Source organism: Agromyces sp. NPDC058064, from assembly GCF_042885275.1.
Classification (GTDB): Bacteria; Actinomycetota; Actinomycetes; order Actinomycetales; family Microbacteriaceae; genus Agromyces.
Window position 1 is genome coordinate 313,461 of sequence record NZ_JBHVSE010000001.1, and the last position, 18,512, is coordinate 331,972.

Annotated in this window: 15 protein-coding genes; 3 read left to right on the plus strand and 12 right to left on the minus strand. The window is 71.8% G+C overall.

Annotation, left to right across the window (positions count from 1 at the left end):
- Position 1: 1 nt before the first annotated feature.
- The 3 genes from gcvPB to ACFVSL_RS01480 are packed head-to-tail and all read right to left on the minus strand — an operon-like array spanning position 2 to position 5,165.
- Positions 2–1,666, minus strand: a complete 1,665-nt coding sequence (gene gcvPB, locus ACFVSL_RS01470; RefSeq protein WP_386937846.1) for an aminomethyl-transferring glycine dehydrogenase subunit GcvPB — start codon at positions 1,664–1,666, stop codon at positions 2–4.
- Positions 1,663–3,075, minus strand: coding sequence for an aminomethyl-transferring glycine dehydrogenase subunit GcvPA (gene gcvPA, locus ACFVSL_RS01475; RefSeq protein ID WP_386937848.1), 1,413 nt, complete (start codon positions 3,073–3,075; stop codon positions 1,663–1,665). The genes gcvPB and gcvPA overlap by 4 nt, the downstream gene beginning before the upstream one ends.
- Before the next feature lie 14 nt (positions 3,076–3,089).
- Positions 3,090–5,165, minus strand: coding sequence for a beta-galactosidase (locus tag ACFVSL_RS01480; RefSeq protein WP_386937850.1), 2,076 nt, complete (start codon positions 5,163–5,165; stop codon positions 3,090–3,092).
- A gap of 179 nt (positions 5,166–5,344) precedes the next feature.
- On the opposite strand from ACFVSL_RS01480, the gene ACFVSL_RS01485 reads away from it, so the two are divergent.
- Positions 5,345–6,001 (plus strand): GntR family transcriptional regulator, encoded by a 657-nt coding sequence (locus ACFVSL_RS01485; RefSeq protein WP_386937852.1) that lies wholly within the window; start codon positions 5,345–5,347, stop codon positions 5,999–6,001.
- A gap of 224 nt (positions 6,002–6,225) precedes the next feature.
- Here the strand turns inward: ACFVSL_RS01485 and ACFVSL_RS01490 are convergent, their stop codons facing one another.
- From ACFVSL_RS01490 to ACFVSL_RS01515, 6 genes are all read right to left on the minus strand, one after another.
- Positions 6,226–7,959, minus strand: a complete 1,734-nt coding sequence (locus ACFVSL_RS01490; protein WP_386937854.1) for an amylo-alpha-1,6-glucosidase — start codon at positions 7,957–7,959, stop codon at positions 6,226–6,228.
- Positions 7,956–8,903: a carbohydrate ABC transporter permease gene (locus ACFVSL_RS01495; protein ID WP_386937856.1), complete on the minus strand. Its 948-nt coding sequence runs from the start codon at positions 8,901–8,903 to the stop codon at positions 7,956–7,958. Before ACFVSL_RS01495 ends, ACFVSL_RS01490 begins: the two co-directional genes overlap by 4 nt.
- Positions 8,900–9,871: a carbohydrate ABC transporter permease gene (locus ACFVSL_RS01500; RefSeq protein ID WP_386937859.1), complete on the minus strand. Its 972-nt coding sequence runs from the start codon at positions 9,869–9,871 to the stop codon at positions 8,900–8,902. The genes ACFVSL_RS01495 and ACFVSL_RS01500 overlap by 4 nt, the downstream gene beginning before the upstream one ends.
- A gap of 1 nt (position 9,872) precedes the next feature.
- On the minus strand, positions 9,873–11,174 hold the full coding sequence (locus ACFVSL_RS01505) for an ABC transporter substrate-binding protein (protein ID WP_386937861.1): 1,302 nt from the start codon (positions 11,172–11,174) through the stop codon (positions 9,873–9,875).
- A gap of 246 nt (positions 11,175–11,420) precedes the next feature.
- Positions 11,421–12,476 (minus strand): aspartate-semialdehyde dehydrogenase, encoded by a 1,056-nt coding sequence (locus ACFVSL_RS01510; RefSeq protein ID WP_386937863.1) that lies wholly within the window; start codon positions 12,474–12,476, stop codon positions 11,421–11,423.
- Between the two features lie 125 nt (positions 12,477–12,601).
- Positions 12,602–13,876 (minus strand): aspartate kinase, encoded by a 1,275-nt coding sequence (locus ACFVSL_RS01515; protein ID WP_386937865.1) that lies wholly within the window; start codon positions 13,874–13,876, stop codon positions 12,602–12,604.
- A 134-nt stretch (positions 13,877–14,010) separates the two neighbouring features.
- On the opposite strand from ACFVSL_RS01515, the gene ACFVSL_RS01520 reads away from it, so the two are divergent.
- Positions 14,011–14,514, plus strand: coding sequence for a hypothetical protein (locus tag ACFVSL_RS01520; RefSeq protein WP_386937867.1), 504 nt, complete (start codon positions 14,011–14,013; stop codon positions 14,512–14,514).
- Positions 14,515–14,518: 4 nt separating this feature from the next.
- Here the strand turns inward: ACFVSL_RS01520 and ACFVSL_RS01525 are convergent, their stop codons facing one another.
- The 3 genes from ACFVSL_RS01525 to ACFVSL_RS01535 all read right to left on the minus strand — a co-directional run bounded on the left by ACFVSL_RS01525 (position 14,519) and on the right by ACFVSL_RS01535 (position 18,036).
- Complete coding sequence (locus ACFVSL_RS01525) at positions 14,519–14,890, minus strand: YybH family protein (protein WP_386937870.1); 372 nt, start codon at positions 14,888–14,890, stop codon at positions 14,519–14,521.
- A 128-nt stretch (positions 14,891–15,018) separates the two neighbouring features.
- The gene (recR, locus tag ACFVSL_RS01530; protein WP_386937872.1) at positions 15,019–15,615 is read right to left on the minus strand and encodes a recombination mediator RecR; all 597 of its coding nucleotides are present in this window, start codon (positions 15,613–15,615) and stop codon (positions 15,019–15,021) included.
- 3 nt (positions 15,616–15,618) lie between these two features.
- A complete protein-coding gene (locus ACFVSL_RS01535; protein WP_386937874.1) occupies positions 15,619–18,036 on the minus strand; it encodes a DNA polymerase III subunit gamma and tau in 2,418 nt (805 codons plus the stop codon).
- Between the two features lie 76 nt (positions 18,037–18,112).
- On the opposite strand from ACFVSL_RS01535, the gene ACFVSL_RS01540 reads away from it, so the two are divergent.
- Complete coding sequence (locus ACFVSL_RS01540; protein WP_386937877.1) at positions 18,113–18,487, plus strand: TraR/DksA family transcriptional regulator; 375 nt, start codon at positions 18,113–18,115, stop codon at positions 18,485–18,487.
- The last annotated feature ends 25 nt before the right edge of the window (positions 18,488–18,512 follow it).

The window sequence follows — 18,512 nt, forward strand, 5'->3', positions numbered from 1 at the left end:
CTCAGGCGGCCGGCTCCGACACGGGGGTCTCGATACGGTCGCCGGCGCCTGCTCGACCGGCGGGAACCGCCACTCGACCGACCGGGGTCTCGCCGAAGTACTTCCGGCGGTACGCGCGCCAGGTGATCGCCCAGCGCTCGGGGTCGTCGAGGTCGTCGTGGTGGGTGTGGTGCACCGTCTGGTTGTGCGGCGCGGTGCGCACGACCTCGGGCGTCTCGCGCGCTTCGCGGGCGACCTCGGCGAGCGCGGCGACGTACTCGTCGATCTCGGCCATCGAGTACGACTCGGTGGGCTCGAGCGTGAACGGCTGCGGCACGACGTAGGGGTGGTGGCTCGTCCAGTAGTGCATGCCGAAGTCGGAGAGGCGGATGCCGATCTCCTCCGAGGAGATGCCCGTCTCCTCGAAGAGCTCCTGCCACGAGTAGCGCACCTGCTCGATGCGCCGTCGGCCCTCGGCGTACGGCGCCGAGGCGCCGGGGATGTCGGTGACCTTCTTCAGCAGGTAGTTGTTGTTGAGCACGGCGATCTCGGCGGCGCCGAGCAGGCCCTCGGCGCCGAGCGCCATGATCCACGAGTACGCGCGCACGATGTTCGGCACGACCCCGTGGAAGGGCGCGACCGAGCCGATCGACTGCGGTCCGGCCTCCTGCACGTCGAAGCGCACGTCGCCCGACTCATCGGTCGACCGCACGACGCGCGGCCCGGGCAGGAACGGCGCGAGCGCCTCGCTCACCGCGTTCGCCCCGGCGCCCGGACCGCCGCAGGCGTGCGGCGTCGAGAAGGTCTTGTGCAGGTTGAAGTGGCAGACGTCGAAGCCCGCGTCGCGGGCGCGCGTGATGCCGAGGATGCCGTTGGCGTTCGCCTGGTCGTACGACGCGAGGGCGCCGACCTCGTGCGCGGCATCCACCCACTGCTTGATCGCCGGGTTGTAGATGCCGGTGTCCTCGGGGTTGGTGACCATGATCGCCGCGGTGCGCGGCGAGAGGGCCGCCTTCAGCGCGGCGAGGTCGGGGTAGCCGTCGGCGTCGGGGAAGATCGTGACGACCTCGTACCCGGCCGCCTTCGCCGCCGCCGCGTTCGACGGGTGGCTGAAGATCGTCGTGATGACCTCGCGACGCTGCTCGCCCTCGCCGTTGGCCTCGTGGTACGCGCGGATCATGGCGATGTTCGCCCAGATCGCGGCCGAGCCGCCCTGCGTGTGCAGCGACACCTCCGCCATGCCCGAGATCTCGGCGAGCATGCGCTCGAGGTTCCAGGTGATCTCGAGCACGCCCTGCGCGTCGGCCGGGTCCTGCAGGGGGTGCATCGCCGTGAGCTGCGGCACCCCGATCAGCTGGTCGTTGATCTTCGGCGAGTACTTCATGGTGCAGGTGCCCTGGCCGATGTCGACGTTGAAGTCGGCGCCGAGGTTCTCCTGCGAGAGGCGCAGGTAGTGCTTGAGCACTCGCTGCTGGCCCATCTCGGGGAGGGCGGGCGGCGCCTCGCGGCGGAGGCCGGCGGGCAGCTCGGCGAGGACGTCGCCGACGGCGTCGCGCACGCCCGGCTCGATGGGCGTGACGAGCACGCCACGCTCGCCCGGGGTGGAGAGCTCGAAGATGACCGGTTCGTCCCAGCTGGCCTGGTGGAAGCGGCGGACGGCGGGCTTGGGTGCGAGCGGGAGACTCATGCGTTCTGTTCCTCGGTGGTCGTGGTGGATGCTTCGGTGCCGGTGCCGCTCGCGAGACCGGCGAGGGCCGTGGCGAGCCGGTCGATGTCGCCCTGGCTCGTCAGCTCGGTGACGCAGACCACGAGGGTGTGCTCGCCGAGCACGACGCCGGGCTCGATGCCCTGGCGGCGGAGCGCCTCGACGACGCCGCGCGCGGTGAGGCCGGCGCCCGACACGTCGATCGTGAACTCGCGCAGGTGCAGCGCCCCGTCGCCGAGCGCGACGCCCGGGATCGCGGCGAGTCGCTGCTGGGCGTAGCGCGTGCGGGCGAGCAGCAGCTCGCCGAGGTCGCGCATGCCCTGCGGCCCCATGAGCGCGAGGTGGACGCCCGCGGCGATGCCCCAGAGCGCGGCGGCCGTGCCGACCCACTCCTTGCCCTCCTCGCGCAGGGCGAAGGAGGTGCGCTCGTAGGCGACGTCCCCGAAGCCGACCTCTCCCGGAACGTCGGTGGTCGCGAGGCCGAAGAGGCGCGAGGGCATCTCCATGACGAACGTCGGGTCGTCGGCGACGGCGATGAAGCCGCCGTGGGCGCCGCCGTACCACTGGTGCAGGCCGAGCGACTGGATGTCGCCGCAGACGATGTCGGCGCCCTGCTCGGCCGGGGGCGTCAGCACGCCGTAGCCGATCGGGTCGGTGCCGACGACGAGGATCGCGCCGGCGGCGTGCGCCGCGTCGGCGATCGCCGCGAGGGATGCCTCGACCGCCCCCGTGACGCTCGGCGTCTCGACCCAGACCGCGGCGACGTCGTCGCCGAGCCGCGAGGCGAGCCCCGCGACATCCGCGGTGCCGTTCACCGTCGGGACGACCTCGAGGTCGAGATGCACGCGCACGAAGTCGAGCACCTTCGAGTACTTCGCGGGCAGCACATCGCTCGCGACGAGCACCCGGCGGCGGCCGGTGATGCGCCCCGCCATGGCGAGGCCCGTCGCGGTCGCCTGGTAGCCGTCGTAGGTGGGCACGTTCACGACGTCCATGGCGAGCAGCTCGGCCATGAGCGACTGGTACTGGAACAGCGCCTGGAAGCGGCCGTGGTCCTCGTACGGCTCGCCCGCGTAGGCGGTGAGGAACTCGCTGCGGTTGATGACCTCGTCGACGACGGCGGGCACGTAGTGGTGGTAGGTGCCGTGGCCGAGGAAGCTCAGGCGCTCGTCGGTCGAGCGGTTCTTCGCGAGGAGGCCGCGCACGTGGCGGGCGAGGTCCTGCTCTGCGAGGAGGGGCGCCGGAAGGTCGAGCGGCCGGCCGAGCCGCAGCTCGGCGGGCACGTCGGCGTAGAACTCCTCGGTGGAGGCCGCGCCGACGGCGTCGAGCATGGCCTGCTTCGTCGCGGGCGCGGTGTTCGGGATGTACGGATGGACGAATGCGTCGGTCATGGTGCCTCAGTCGTTCAGTGGTTCGTGTCGGACAGGGTGATGAAGGGCGGCTCCGCCGCGCGCGGCGTCGCGAGCACGGCGGCGCCGAAGCGCGGAAGGGCGAGGGTGGCTCCGGTCGACTCGCCAGTGAGCAGATCGCGCGCGCCCGCCGGCACGTCGACGGTGATCTCGCGGCGGCCGTGGTTGAGCACGAAGGTGTAGTCGGTCGCCTCGTCGCTGCGGGTGACGGCCTCGAGGTCGAGGTCGAGACGCTCGCGGGCCGGCAGGCCCGCGGCGGCGAGCACGTCGCGGAAGAGGGCGACGAGGCCGTCGCGATCGAGCACGCAGCTCAGGTACCAGGCCGCGCCGGATGCCTCGGCTCCCCCGGCTCGTCGCGTGACCGCCGCGCGCCCGTCGAGCTCGCCCGTGGCGTAACGCGCGAGCACCTCGGTGCCGTCGTGCACCTCGAGCCACTCGCCCCAGGTCGGGGCCGCGTGCTCGCCGCCGCCGGTGAACGCGACCCGCTCGGCGAGCCCGTCGGAGACCGGCCACTGCTCGTCGACCTCGACGCCGAGCAGCGCACGCAGCGGGCCGGGCGCTCCCCCGTCGTGCACCTTCTCGGTGTCGTCGACGACGCCCGAGAACGGGCCGACCACGAGCTGCCCGCCGCGGGCGACGAAGCCCTCGAGGGCGGCCGCCTGCGAGGCATCCGTCACGTAGAGGTTCGGCACCACGACCACGTCGTACCCGTCGAGCGGGCCGGTCGCGCGCACCGTGTCGACCGCGTGGCCGAGCGCGTGGAGCGCGGCGTGCCAGGCGCGTGCCTGGGCGAGCCACTGCAGTCGCTGCGACGGCAGCGACTCGGTGGCCGACGAGCCCCACCACGAGTCGTGGTCGACGACGAGCGCGACGCGCGAGCGCACCCGGGTGCCGCGCACCGGTTCGAGGTGCTTCAGCTCGGCGCCGAACGCCTTCGCCTCCTGGAAGGAGCGGGATGCCTCCCCGCGATGCCCGACCATCGCCGAGTGGAACTTCTCCTGGCCGTACTTGGCCTGGCGCCACTGGAACACCATGGCGCCGTCGGAGCCGTGCGCGATGGCCTGGAGGCTGCCGATGCGGTACTGGCCGGGCGCCTTCGGCACGTTCACGTCGCGCCAGCTGACGCCGCTCGGCGCCTGCTCGAGCAACAGCCACGGCTGCCCGCTCTTGAGCGAGCGCATGTAGCCGTAGTTGAGGGCGGCCGGCACGTGCGCGAGCGGGTCGGCAGGGTCGGGGTAGGCGTCGTCGGTGACGAGGTCTTCGGCGGCGGCGAAGTCCCAGTAGTTCAGGTCGCGCAGGATCGACATGAAGTTCGTGGTGACGCCGATCTCGGGCGTGACCTCGCGGAGGATGTCGACCTCGAGCTGGAAGAGCTCGAGCAGCGCGTCGGACGAGAATCGCTCGAAGTCGAGCAGCTGCGTCGGGTTGACGGGGCCGGTCGAGCGGCGGGGCGCCTCGATGTGCGCCCAGTCGGTGTAGCGCTGGCCCCAGACGTTGACGCCCCAGGCCTCGTTGAGACCGTCGAGGTCGCCGTAGCGGGCCTCGAGCCAGCGACGGAAGTGTGCCGACGACTCGGGGCACCAGCACCGCGACACGTGGTCGCCGTACTCGTTGGAGACGTGCCAGAGGGCGAGGGCGGGGTGGTCGCCGTACCGGTCGGCCATCGCCCGTGTCATGCGGCTGACGTGCTCGCGCCAGACGGGCGAGCTCGGGCAGTACGCCTGCCGCGAGCCGAACTCGAGGCGCTGGCCGTCCTCGTTCCAGGGCAGCATCTCGGGGTGCGAGCGGATGAGCCACGACGGCGGCGTCGCGGTGGCGGTCGCGAGGTCGACGGCGATGCCGCCCTCCCAGAGCAGGTCGATGATGCGGTCGAGCCAGCCCCACTCGTAGACGCCCGGGGCGGTCTCGAGCTGCGGCCACGAGAACACCGGCAGGCTCACGAGGTTCACCCCGGCTTCGCGCATGAGGCGGATGTCCTCGTGCCAGACCTCCTCCGGCCACTGGTCGGGGTTGTAGTCGCCGCCGTAGGCGAGTGCGTCGAGCCGGATCGCCCGAGGGGACTCGTCGGTCACGCCTGCTCCTCTCTGAGTGTGCGCGGGTCGGAATGTGCGCGGGGATGTACAGCCTGCGATGCAGAATGTATTCTGTATACAGACACCGTAAACCGGATGCCGGAGGCGGTCAAGCCCGGGCTGAGCCCTAGGCTTGCCGCGATGGACGAACGGCCGCACGCGGCCCGAAAGGCGATCTCATGGCGATCGAACGCAAGAACCTGCGCTCGCAGGTTCGCGAGGAGCTGCTCGCCCGCATGCGCGCGGGCGAGGTGCAGCCGGGCGAGGGCATCAACGAGGTGCAGCTCGCCGGCGAGCTCGGCGTGAGCCGCACTCCCCTGCGCGAAGCGCTCATCGCCCTCGAGAGCGAGGGCCAGATCACGAGCGAGAACGGCAAGGGCTTCCGCTTCGTGCCGCTCAGCGCGGGCGAGTTCGAAGACCTGGCTCCGGTGATGGCGGCGCTCGAGAGCCTGGCGCTCGAGCTCAGCCCCGTCGACGAGCTCCGCACGATCGGCGCACGTCTCGCCGAGCTCGCCGCCGAGTTCGACCAGGAGGTCGTCGAGCACGCCCTCGTCGTCACGAAGGACGACGAGTGGCACGGCATCATGCTCTCGGCCTGCCCGAACCGGCGCCTGCTCGACGTCATCGAGAGCGTGCGCGGGGCGTTCCACCGGTACGAGTCGCTGCTCGTGCCGAGCGACGTCATGATCGAGCGCGTCGCCGCCGAGCACGCCGCGATCGCCGCGTTCCTCGCCGACGGCGACGTGCCGGGCGCCGTGTCCGCGCTCAAGGTCAACTGGATCCAGGGCATGCGCCGCATCCTCGACAACGCGTCGAGCCCGTACTTCACCGCATAACGACCCCGATCGGCCGAGCGCCTCGCCGCCCGCGCTCGGCCTCGCGCCCGGCCCAAGCGTCCCCGTCCGCCTCCGTCGGCCTCCGTCGGGCGAGTCGCAGGACGGATGCCGCGACACGCCCTCCACGCACGGCGTGTCGCCCGAACTCTCCTGCAACTCGCGCACCGCGCCGCGGCACGAGGCGGGGCGGGGCGGGACGGGACGGGAAACTCGCGACGGGCCGGCTACGCGCCCGGCCGAGAGACCTCGACCGCGAGGTCGATGAACAGCGCCGCCGACCAGCCGAACGCCGTCGTGGCGGTCGGCGCCTTCTCGCCGGTGAGCGGGTTGAAGTACTCGTGCGGTCCGCCGCCGTGCACGACGAGGGCGACCGTGCGTTCGGCGAGGTCGTGCGCGAGGTCGTCGCGCCCCGAGGCTCGCAGCCCCTCGATGATGAGCCGGTTGGTGTTCACCCACACCGGGCCGCGCCACATGCGCGTCGCCGAGAAGTCGGGGTCGGCGGCCGAGACCGTCGGCACCGACCACGGCAGCGCGTAGCGCCCGGGGTCGCCGAGCGCCTCCAGCAGTGCCCCGAGCACGGGCTCGGGCAGCGATCCGGTCAGGAGCGGCATGAAGCCCACGATCGCGTCGCTCGGCACGGATTCGCCCGCTGCACGCGCCTCGAAGCGGCCGGATGCCTCGTTCCAGAGCCCGAGCAGCAGCTCGAGCGTGCGGGCGGCGCGTGCGCGGTGCCCGGCGGGGTCGCCCGCGGCGTCCGCCCCGTACCGCTCGGCGAGCCGGGCGAGCTCGAGGTCCTGCAGCACGAGGTACGCGCCGAGGTCGGGCGCGGTCGTCGGCAGCGGGCCGTCGAAGATCGGGCTGTCGTCGAGCCCCGACGAGTACGGGTGCCCGTACTCGGGCATGCCGTCGCCGTCGAGGTCGCTGCCGGCGAACCACCAGTCCTGCGAGCGGCGGATCGTCGCGAGCTGCTCGCGAGCCCAGTCGGGCGCGTCCTCGACCTCGAGCACCTTCGCGAGCGCCCACGCCGCGAGCGGCGGCTTCGTGAGCGGCACGGGCGCGTTGGGGTCGGCGATCTGCGAGCCCGCCCGGCGCAGCCGGTCGCGATCCGCCTGCGGCAGGTCGTCGCTCGTGGCGAGCACGCCCTCCTCGTGCACGACGTCGGGCAGCTGCCCGTTCTCGCTCGGGAACCGGAACGCGATCTCGAGCTGCTCTCGCGCGAGCGACGGGTCGCCGTGGCGCAGGCCCATCGCGATGAAGTACGCGTCCCACTGCCACACGCCGACGTAGCCGATCTTCGACGGCACGACGCCGCGTGCATCGCCCAGACGCGGCAGCTCGACGACGTTCGCCCCGAGCACCCACCAGCAGAAGGCGGCCATCTGCTGCAGGTCGTCGCGCACGATCGGGCACTTCGCGAACCAGTCGCGCCAGAGGCGCTCGGCGGTCGCGAGGTCGTCGTCGTGCGAGCCGGATGCCTCGTGCCGGACGCCGCGGTCGGCCGCCACATGCAGGCGCACCGAGGAATCCCGGGCCGTCAGCTCGACGCGCGTCGGCTCGCCGTCGGGGGTCGTCCACACGACCGAGAGACCCGGGGCTCCCCCGACCGACAGCGCGCTCGCCCCGGCGAACGTCAGCGTCGCCGCACCGTCGCCGAACTCGATGGCGTGCGGCAGCACCCCGGTGACGGGCAGCGCCAGCCCCGAGGCATCCAGCACGGTCAGTTCGTCGATGACGCGGCAGTCGTCGAGCCGGCGCTCGTACTCCGAGGTGTGCACGCGCACGGCTGAAGCAGGGGCGACGTCGCCGACGCCCCCACGCGCTTCGAGCTCCGCCCGGTCGGCCCGGAACACGAGCACGCGCGAACGCGGCAGCGTGAACGGGGCCTGCACCAGGTCGAGGTGGCGGCCGGCGAGGCCGGCCAGCGCCGCGGCATCCGTGGTCGTCGAATGCTCGGTCATCGTCCTCCCAATCCCGAGGCGGCCATGCTGTTGAGGATGCGGCGCTGCCCGATGACGAACACGATGAGCATCGGCACCGTCGAGATCGCGGAGGCCGCCATGACGAGCCCGTAGTTCACCGAGCCGAACTGCCCCTGGAAGCTCGAGAGCAGCAGCGGCACCGTGAAGAGGTCGGGCGTGTTCAGCAGCACCAGCGGGAAGAGGAACGCGTTCCACACCCCGAGCGACACGATGATGCTGAGCGCCGCGAGGCCCGGCTTCAGGTTCGGCAGGATGACGCTCCAGAAGATGCGCCAGCGGCCGGCGCCGTCGACGAGTGCCGCCTCCTCGAGCTCCTTCGGCAGCGACAGCACGAACTGGCGCATGAGGAACACGGCGAAGGGGTTCGCGAGCAGCCCCGGCACGATGAGCGAGAGGTGCGAGTCGACCCAGCCGAGCTGGGTCATCAGCAGGTAGAACGGGATGAGCGTGACCTGCGCGGGGATCATCTGCGTCGCGAGGAACACGATGAAGAGCACCTTGCTGCCCTTGAACGGGATGCGCGCGAACGCGTACCCGGCCATCGACGCGGTGATGAGCGTGCCGACGACGACGAGCACCGCGATGTAGATGCTGTTGAGGTACGCCTGACCGAAGGGCACCGCGTTCCACGCCTCGGCGTAGTTGTCGAAGGTCCACGGGTCGGGGATGAACGCGAGCGGGTCCTGGAGGAGCTGCGGCAGCGTCTTGAACGAGGTCAGCAGCATCCAGATGAACGGGAAGACCATCGCGAGGCCGCCGACGATGAGCAGCGCGTGCAGGAGCGTCGCGCTGAGGCGCCGCTTGCCGCGGCCGGTGCGCTGCCCGTTCGGCCGGTAGTCGTAGCCGGGCGCGGAGATCGCGATCGTCGAGTCGGTGGGTGCGGGCTGCACCCCGTCGACGAGGCCGGGGGTCGTGAGACTCATGCTGCGTCGTCCTCGTAGTGCACGAACTTCTTCTGGGCGCCGAACTGGATCGCGGTGATCACAAGCGTCAGGATCAGCAGGATCACACTCGCCGCACTCGACGGGCCGAACTCGAAGCGGCCGAAGCCGAGATCGTAGATGTGGTAGACGATCGTGCGGGTCGCGTTGTCCGGCCCGCCGTTCGAGACGAGCACGTAGACGATGTCGAAGGTCTGCAGCGACGAGATGAACGCCACGACCGACGAGAAGAACACGATCGGCGAGAGCAGCGGCAGGCGGATCTGCGTGAACAGCCGCCAGGCGCCAGCACCGTCGATGCGCGCGGCCTCGATGACCGACGGCGAGATGTTCTGGAGGCCGGCGAGGAAGATCACGACGTTGAGCCCGAGCGAGGCCCAGATCGCGACGATGCAGACCGCGAGCAGCGCGAGCTTCGGGTCCTGCAGCCAGTCGGGCGGGGCGACCCCGAAGACCTTCGAGATGGTCGTCGACATGACGCCGTCGGACCGGAACATCTGCTGCCAGATCATCGCGACCGCGACCGTCGAGGTCATCACCGGCGCGAAGAAGAGCAGCAGGTAGAGGGTGCGGGTCTTCAGGCGCTCGAGCGCGACCGCGATGACGACGGCGAGGCCGAGGCCCACGGGCACCGTGATCAGCGCGATCAGCAGGGTGTTGATGATCGAGCGGCCCAGCAGCTCGTCCTGGAGCTGGGCGCTGAAGTTCTCGAGGCCCACCCAGGTGAGCTCGCCGAGGCCGTCCCAACTGGCGAACGCGAGCACGAGGCTCGCCGCGAACGGCAGCACGACGAACAGCAGCATGCCGAACAGCTGCGGGCCGACGAAGACGTAGCCCCAGCGGCGGTCGCGCCGCCGCCAGGCGGACTCCTTGCGGATCGGTCGGGGCGACGGGGCGGATGCCGCAGGACGGGCCTGCGGCATCCGCTCACCGGTGGCGAGGTCGGTCACGCTACTCGCCCGACTTCTCCGCGACGAGGTCGGCGACGGCGTCGAGCGTGCCCTGCGCGTCGGTCTTGTCCTCGTAGAGCCCCAGGAACAGCTCGCTGATGTCGGTCGACAGCCCGGGGACCCGCGCCTCGGCGGCGTAGTTCGTGAAGCCCACGTCGCGCATGTCGAGGAACGTCTGGGCGTGCGCCGGGTAGTCGCCGTCGAGCACCACGTCGTCGGCGCCCTTGATCGACGGCACCGCGTTGCCGCCGCCCTCGAGGCGGAAGGTCTGGCCCTCGGCCGAGAGGAACTCGGTCCAGAAGGTGAACGCGGCGTCGCTCGCGGCGGTCTTGCCGTTGATCGCGAGGAACGAGACGGCGACGCCGGTCGGTGCCGCCTGCCCGTCGGGCGTCGGCCAGCGCACGATGTCGTAGCTGTCCTGCTCGCCGGTCGCCTCGACGGTGCCGATCGTGTAGCGGCCCTGCACGAAGAACCCGGCCTTGTGCGTCACGAAGACGCTGTCGGCGCCGGCGCCGTCGGGCAGCGTGTCGGCCACGACGAAGGTGCCGTCCTGGAACTTCTCGCCGAGCTCGTCGATCGCGGCGACACTGGCCGGGTCGGTGTTCGCGACGAACGCGCCCGACTCGTCGTACGGCGCGGGCAGGCCCTGCGACGACAGCCAGCTCCAGTGGGTCGCCCAGTAGTTCCAGAACATCGAGCCCGTGAGGCCCGCGTCCTGCAGCTTGTCGTTCATCTCGAGGTACTTCTCGGTCGTCCACTCGCCGTTCTCGGCGAGAGTGGCCGGGTCCTCGGTGATGCCCGCGGCCTCGAGGGCCTGCTTGTCGTACCAGAGCACGTCGGGGTTCGAGTCGTTCGGGGCGCCGTAGTACTCGCCGTCCTTCTCGGCCGCGCCGAAGAGGCCCGGGAAGAAGTCGTCGGGCTTCGTCTGGCTGTCCTTCGACTCCATGAGCTCCTTGAGCGGCATGAGCCGGCCCGAGTCGACGAACTGCCCCATCATGTCGTCGCCGACGTAGAACACGTCGGGCGCGGTGTTGCTCGTGAGCTGGGCGAGGAGCTTCGAGTGGTAGTCGCCGTACCCCGCGACGGGCTGCAGCTTGACGGTGATGTCGGGGTGGCGCTCCATGAAGGCCTCGTTGAACTCCTTGTACCGCGTGAGCTCTTCGGCAGTGCCCCACGTCGACCACACGACGGTGTTCTCGTCCTTCGCACCTCCCCCGCCGCTGCAGGCCGCCAGGCCGATCGCGAGGGCGCTTGCCGCGCCGATCGCCAGGAGACGCCTCATCTTCGAGTTCGCGCGGGCCATTCCGCTACCTCTTTCGTCATTGCAGGAGGTGCCGACGGGGTGTCGGCGGTGGGGATGCTTCGCCATTATTCTGTATACAAAACTCAATCTCGTCAAGGCGGACGACATCACGAACGCGCAACGGGCTCGCCGCGAGGTGGTGCGCATCCAGCACCGAACGGCCACTCGACCGGCCTCCGGAGACGACGGATGCCCCGTGGCCGACCGGCCACGGGGCATCCGAGTGGTTCGAGGAGGCGCTGCGCGCTAGACGCGCGCGGGCACCTTCGCGGCGACGAGCTCCGCGATCTGCACGGCGTTCAGCGCCGCGCCCTTGCGCAGGTTGTCGTTCGAGACGAAGAGCACGAGGCCCTTGCCCTCGGGCGCCGACTGGTCCTGGCGGATGCGGCCGACGTAGCTCGGGTCGCTGCCCGCCGCCTGCAGCGGCGTCGGCACGTCGCTGAGCTCGACGCCCGGCGCGGTCGCGAGCAGCTCGGTGGCGCGCTCGGGCGTGATCGGGTTCGCGAACTCGGCGTGGATCGACAGCGAGTGGCCGGTGAACACCGGCACGCGCACGCAGGTGCCGGCGACGAGCAGGCCCGGCAGCTCGAGGATCTTGCGGCTCTCGTTGCGGAGCTTCTTCTCCTCGTCGGTCTCGTTGTCGCCGTCGTCGACGATCGAGCCCGCGAGCGGGATGACGTCGAAGGCGATCGGCCGCGGGAACTTCACGGGCTCGGGGAACTCGACCGCCGAGCCGTCGTGGACGAGGTCGATCGGGTTCTGCCCGACGGCGGCGCGCGCCTGCTCGAGCAGCTCCTCGCCGCCGGCGAGGCCCGCGCCCGACACCGCCTGATACGTCGACACCATGAGTCGCTCGAGGCCCGCCTCGTCGTGCAGCACCTTCAGCACGGGCATCGCGGCCATGGTCGTGCAGTTCGGGTTCGCGATGATGCCCTTCACGGCCTCGTCGATCGCGTGCGGGTTGACCTCGCTCACGACGAGCGGGACCTCGGGGTCCATGCGCCAGCCGCTCGAGTTGTCGATGACCGTCACGCCCGCGGCGGCGAACCGGGGGGCCTGCGCCTTCGAGAGCGTCGCGCCCGCCGAGAAGATCGCCAGGTCGAGGCCGGTGGGGTCGGCCGTCGAGGCGTCCTCGACGACGATGTCCTCGCCCTTGAACGGCAGCGTGGTGCCGGCCGAGCGGGCCGAGGCGAAGAAGCGGATCTGCGCGACCGGGAAGTCGCGCTCCTCGAGGAGCTTCCGGACGACCGCGCCGACCTGACCGGTCGCGCCGACGACGCCGATGTTCACACCATTGCTCATATTCGTGTCTTCCTCACTTACGTCGACATCCAGTCTGCCGGACATTTCTGGGTAGGCCGGACGTGGGAGCGTTCCCACCGTGCGAAACGGCGGGATTCTCCCGGAAACCGGCAGGGAATCGAGGGCTAGCGGCCGGTGCCCGCGTGGACGACCGCGTCCTCGTCGCCGTCGAGCTCGAACGCCGTGTGCACCGCCTGCGCTGCGGCGTGCACGCTGTCGGCGCGCGTGACGACCGAGATCCGGATCTCGCTCGTCGAGATCATCTCGATGTTGATGCCCGCCTCGTAGAGCGCTTCGAAGAGGCGCGCCGAGACGCCCGTCGCCGAGCGCATCGCGTTGCCGACGAGCGAGAGCTTGCCGATCTGGTCGTCGTACTGCAGCGACTCGAAGCCGATCGCCTCCTGCGAGCTCGCGAGCGCGGTCAGCGCCCGCTCGCCGTCGGCCTTCGGCAGGGTGAACGAGATGTCGGTGCGGCCGGTCGCCGCCGCAGAGACGTTCTGCACGATGACGTCGACGTTCGCGTTCGTTCCGGCGACGATCTTGAAGATCTTCGCGGCGACGCCCGGCTTGTCGGGCACGCCGACGACCGTGATCTTCGCCTCGGACAGGTCGATCGCGACACCGGCGATGACGGACTCTTCCACAGCTGCTCCTTCGGGAAGACGCGAGGGGTCGTAGACGATCGTCCCCTCGCTGTTGTTGAACGACGAACGGACGTGCAGGGTGACGCCGTGCCGGCGCGCGTACTCGACCGCGCGGATGTGCAGGACCTTCGCGCCGGAGGCGGCGAGCTCGAGCATCTCCTCGCTCGTCACGCGGTCGAGCTTGCGGGCCTTCTTCACGACGCGGGGGTCGGAGGTGAACACGCCGTCGACGTCGGTGTAGATCTCGCAGACGTCGGCCTCGAGCGCCGCCGCCAGGGCGACGGCCGTCGTGTCGCTGCCGCCGCGGCCGAGCGTCGTGATGTCGCGGGTGTCGCGGTTGAAGCCCTGGAAGCCGGCGACGATCACGATCGCGCCGTCGTCGAGGGCCTCGCGCAGTCGCACCGGGGTCACGTCGACGATGCGCGCCGCCCCGTGCTGGGCGTCGGTGATCATGCCGGCCTGGCTGCCGGTGAAGCTGCGCGCCTCGTGCCCCATGCTCTTGATCGCCATCGCGAGCAGCGCCATCGAGATGCGCTCGCCCGCCGAGAGCAGCATGTCGAGCTCGCGGGGCGCCGGGATCGGCGACACCTCGTTGGCGAGGTCGAGCAGCTCGTCGGTCGTGTCGCCCATCGCCGAGACGGCGACGACGACGTCGTTGCCCGCCTTGCGGGTCTCGACGATGCGCTTCGCGACCCGTTTGATGCTCTCGGCATCGGCGACGGACGAGCCGCCGAACTTCTGCACGATCAAGCTCACGTGGCCTCCCGGGGGTTCTGGGCGCGCGCGGGCCGACGGGCCCGTCGTCGGAGTCTTCATCATACGGCGGCCCGCATGCGGGCCCCGCCATGTGACGCCGCCGTGACGGAGCGTGCGAGGAGTAGCATGCGGCCATGTCCGAGGCACTGGATGGCTGGTCGGAGTTCAACGTCGCGATGGTCGGTGCGACGGCGGCGCTCGCGGGGCTGCTCATCGTGGCGATGTCGGTCAACATCCGGACGATCCTGCAGTCGCCCACCCTGCCGGCGCGCGCGGCCGCCTCCGTCGCCACCCTCGTGCTCGCGATCGTCGTCACCGGGCTCGCGCTCGCCCCCGATCAGCCCGCCTGGCTCTACGGCCTCGAGGTGCTCGTCGTCACGCTCGTCGCCGGGGCGTTCGAGGTGCACGCGATCCGGGTGATCCGCCGCGACGCGACGGAGCACCGCGGCAGTGCGCTCGAGCAGCTCGCGAAGTCGATCGCCGGGGTGCTGCCGATCCTCGCCTACCTCCTCGGCGCGGTGGCGCTCGTGGCGGGCGCACCGGCGGTCGGGCTCTGGGCACTGGGCATCGCGACGCTCCTCGCGATCGCCACGGCCATCCTCTACTCGTGGGTCGTGCTCGTCGAGGTGCTCAGGTGAGTCGTCACTCCTCGTGGGCGCGCGGCATGTACCACTCCGTGAACTCGCTCGCCCGACCGTCGGGTGCGAAGCGGATCACCCACAAGTTGAGGTAGTCGCGTTCGGCCGGGTACTCGGTGCGGCCCTGCACGACGGCCAGATCGGATGCCTCGTGCACGACGTGCCACTCGAAGCTCCACTCGCCCGGGGCGTCGGCGTCCTCGATCCAGCCCGACGCGATCTCGGCCCGCCCGCGGCGCGGTTCGGCGTCGGGGGTGGTGAGGTAGACGGCGTCGTCGGTGAAGAGGGCGCCGATGTCGTCGGGGTCGTTGCTGCGCCAGGCGCGGAGGTAGCCGTCGATCCAGTTCGCGGTGCGGTCGCTCGCGGTTTCGCTCATCACCCCGGTCTACGCGTGCGCGTCGCGGGCGTCAACCCGCCGGCTCGCCTCGGGCGGGAACACCGTCGACCGCGGTTTCGGCTCGGTTTCGATCTCGGTCTCGGTCTCGGTCTCGGTCTGCCTCAGGCTCAGCCGACGACGCGGCGCCCCTCGAACGCGCGCCCGAGCGTCACCTCGTCGGCGTACTCGAGGTCGCCGCCGACGGGCAGGCCCGAGGCGAGGCGGGTGACCTTGATCTCGAGGGTCGTGAGGAGCCGGCTGAGGTAGGTCGCCGTCGCCTCGCCCTCGAGGTTGGGGTCGGTCGCGATGATGACCTCGACGACGGTGCCGTCGGCGAGCCGCTGCATGAGCTGGCGGATGCGCAGCTCGTCGGGGCCGATGCCGTCGATCGGGCTGATCGCGCCGCCGAGCACGTGGTACAGCCCGCGGAACTCGCGGGTGCGTTCGATCGCGACGACGTCCTTCGCCTCCTCGACGACGCAGATGAACGAGGGGTCGCGGCGCGGGTCGCGGCAGATCGAGCAGGTCGACTGCTCGGAGACGTTGCCGCAGATCTCGCAGAACCGCACCTTGTCGCGCACGGTGGTCAGGATCTCGGCGAGCCGGGAGACGTCGAAGTGCTCGGTCTGCACGATGTGGAACGCGATGCGCTGCGCCGACTTCGGCCCGATGCCGGGCAGCCGGCCGAGCTCGTCGATCAGTTCTTGGACGATGCCTTCGTACACGGGCTACCCACGCTCCCCGAAGCCGCGCGCCGGCGCCTCGACCTCTTCGAGGAAGGTCGCGCCGAGCACCTCGCGGACGACGGCCTCGCCGTACCGCTGGATGCCGCCGTCGGTCGTCGACGCGACCGGGCGGGCGGGGGCGCGCCGCGCACCCGACGAGGCCGGACGGGAGCCCTGCGCCGGGCGGCCCCGAGCGCCGCGCCCGGGGTCGGCGGGCGGTGGGGGCGCGTCGAACGGCTCGGGCTCGGGGCCCGGGTCGAACGGCGGCTCGTCGTCGACGGGCGGCGCATCGGCGTCGTCGGGCACGAGGTCGGAGGGCTCGGATGCGGTCGCATCGACCGCGCTCGGCGCGGCCTCGGGAGCCGGACGCTCGGCGACGGCCGTCGCGGTGCGCGGCGCCTCGGCCCGCGCAGCCTCGGCCGGGGCGGACTCGGGCTCGGGGTCGCGCGGGATCGCGACCGTCGCCCACGAGTCGACCGGGCCGGTCGGCGGCTCGGTCGCCCGCGCGGGCGCGGCCGTCGCGGCGGACGCGGGCGTCGACGTGCTGGGCCCCGTGGTCGCCGCGCCGCTCGCCGCGGCACCGCCGGTGCGCGCGGCTGCCGCCGAGCCGTCACCCGGACGAGCCGCATCGGGCTCGGACGCGTTCGGTGCAGGCGCCGCCGTGCCGCCGCCCGGTCCGGTCGCCGGCGCAGGGGCAGGGGCGTTCTGACCGCCGCTGCCGCCGCCGATCACGCGCGGCACGAACTTGACGGTCACGCCGAGCACCTCGGCGATCGCCGTGCGCAGCAGGTCGGCGGCGGTCTGCGAGCCGTTGCCCGCGCGCAGGCCGTCGAGGTCGCCGGGGCTCGCGAAGCCGAGCACGAGCACGGCCTCGTCGGTGCGGTACTCGAGCACCTGCGCGGCGAGCGCCGCCATCCAGGCGGTGCGCTTGGTGCGTTGGAGCACGTTGAGCACCTCGGGCCACGCGTCGCGCACCTGCTGCACCGTGACGGGGCCGCTCGGGCGAGGGCGAGCCGCGGGTGCCTCGGGCGCCTCGGTCGCGGGCGCCTCGGCGGGTGCCGCCGTCGCAGCCGGTGCGGACCCCGCGGCCGGGTCGATCGATCTCGGCGAGCGCTCGGGCTCGGCGACGGGCGGCTTCGGAGCACTCGGGGCGGGCGCCGGAGGCGCTGCAGCTGCGGCGCGCGGCGCCGGCTCGGCCGCACGGGCGGGCGCAGTGGCGCCCGACGGGCCGCCGCTCGGCGCGGCCATGACGACCCCGCCCTCGACGGCGCGCTCGAGCCGCTCGACGCGCGCGAGCGCACCGCGCTCGGAGTCGTCGCTCGCCGGCACGAGCACGCGCGCGAGCATCAGCTCGAGGTGCAGGCGGGGTGAGGTCGCACCGGTCATCTCGGTGAGGGTCTGGCTGACGAGGTCGGCCACGCGCGACAGTTCGGCCGAACCGAACGCCCGCGCCTGGGTCGCCATGCGCGCGAGCTCGTCTTCGGGCACGCCCCGCAGCACGGCCGCGGCGGCCTCGGGCGTCGAGGCGGCGACGACGATGAGGTCGCGCAGGCGCTCGAGCAGGTCTTCGACGAAGCGACGCGGGTCTTGACCGGTCTGCACGACGCGGTCGGCGGCGGCGAACGCGCCGGCGGCGTCGTGGGTGCCGATCGCGTCGATGACCTCGTCGAGCAGGGCGCCGTGCGTGTAGCCGAGCAGCGCCACCGCCCGCTCGTAGTCGATCGTCGACCCCTCGGAGCCGGCGATCAGCTGGTCGAGGAGCGAGAGCGTGTCGCGCGGCGAACCGCCGCCGGCCCGCACCACGAGCGCGAGCACGCCCGGCTCGACCGAGATGCCCTCTTCGGTGCAGAGCTGCTGCACGTACTCGAGCATCGGGGCGGGCGGCACCAGCCGGAACGGGTAGTGGTGCGTGCGCGAGCGGATCGTGCCGAGCACCTTGTCGGGCTCGGTCGTCGCGAAGATGAACTTGATGTGCTCGGGCGGCTCTTCGACGATCTTCAGCAGCGCGTTGAAGCCGCCCGAGGTCACCATGTGCGCCTCGTCGATGATGAAGATCTTGTAGCGATCGCGCGCGGGGGCGAAGATCGCCCGCTCGCGCAGGTCGCGCGCGTCGTCGACGCCGCCGTGGCTCGCGGCGTCGATCTCGACGACGTCGAGCGAACCGCCGCCGCCCCGCGACAGCTCGACGCAGCTGGGGCACACCCCGCACGGCTTGTCGGTCGGGCCCTCTGCGCAGTTCAGGCAGCGCGCGAGGATGCGGGCCGACGTCGTCTTGCCGCAGCCGCGCGGGCCGCTGAACAGGTAGGCGTGATTGACCCGATCGGTGCGGAGCGCCGTCATCAGCGGCTCCGTCACCTGGGACTGGCCGATCATCTCGGCGAACGTCTCTGGCCGGTAGCGGCGATATAGGGCGGTGACCACGATTCAATCGTAGTTGCCGCGTCCGACACCCCAACCGGATGCCTCGGGCGTACGATGCACGGACGGAAGGAGCGTGATGACGGTGACGACGATGACTCCGGCTCAGCTCGAGCGATTCGAGGCCCGGCTGCTCGCCGAACGCGCGGAGGCCGCCGAGCGCGCGGCCGAGTTCGACGACGTGATGGGCGAGGTCCGAGCCGCCAGGGCCGGCGCGAGCGCCGACGACGAGCACGACCCCGAGGGCCCGACGATGACCCAGGAGTGGTCGCAGCGCACCGCCGTCCTCGCCGACGTGCAGCACGAGCTCGCCGAGATCGACCGCGCGCTCGCCCGCATCGCCGACGGCAGCTACGGCTTCTGCGCCCGCTGCGGCAAGCGCATCACGGTCGCCCGGCTCGACGCGCGACCGACCGCCACGCTCTGCATCGACTGCGCCCGACTCGAGCGCTGACGACGGGGTGCCCGACGCCGCGCGT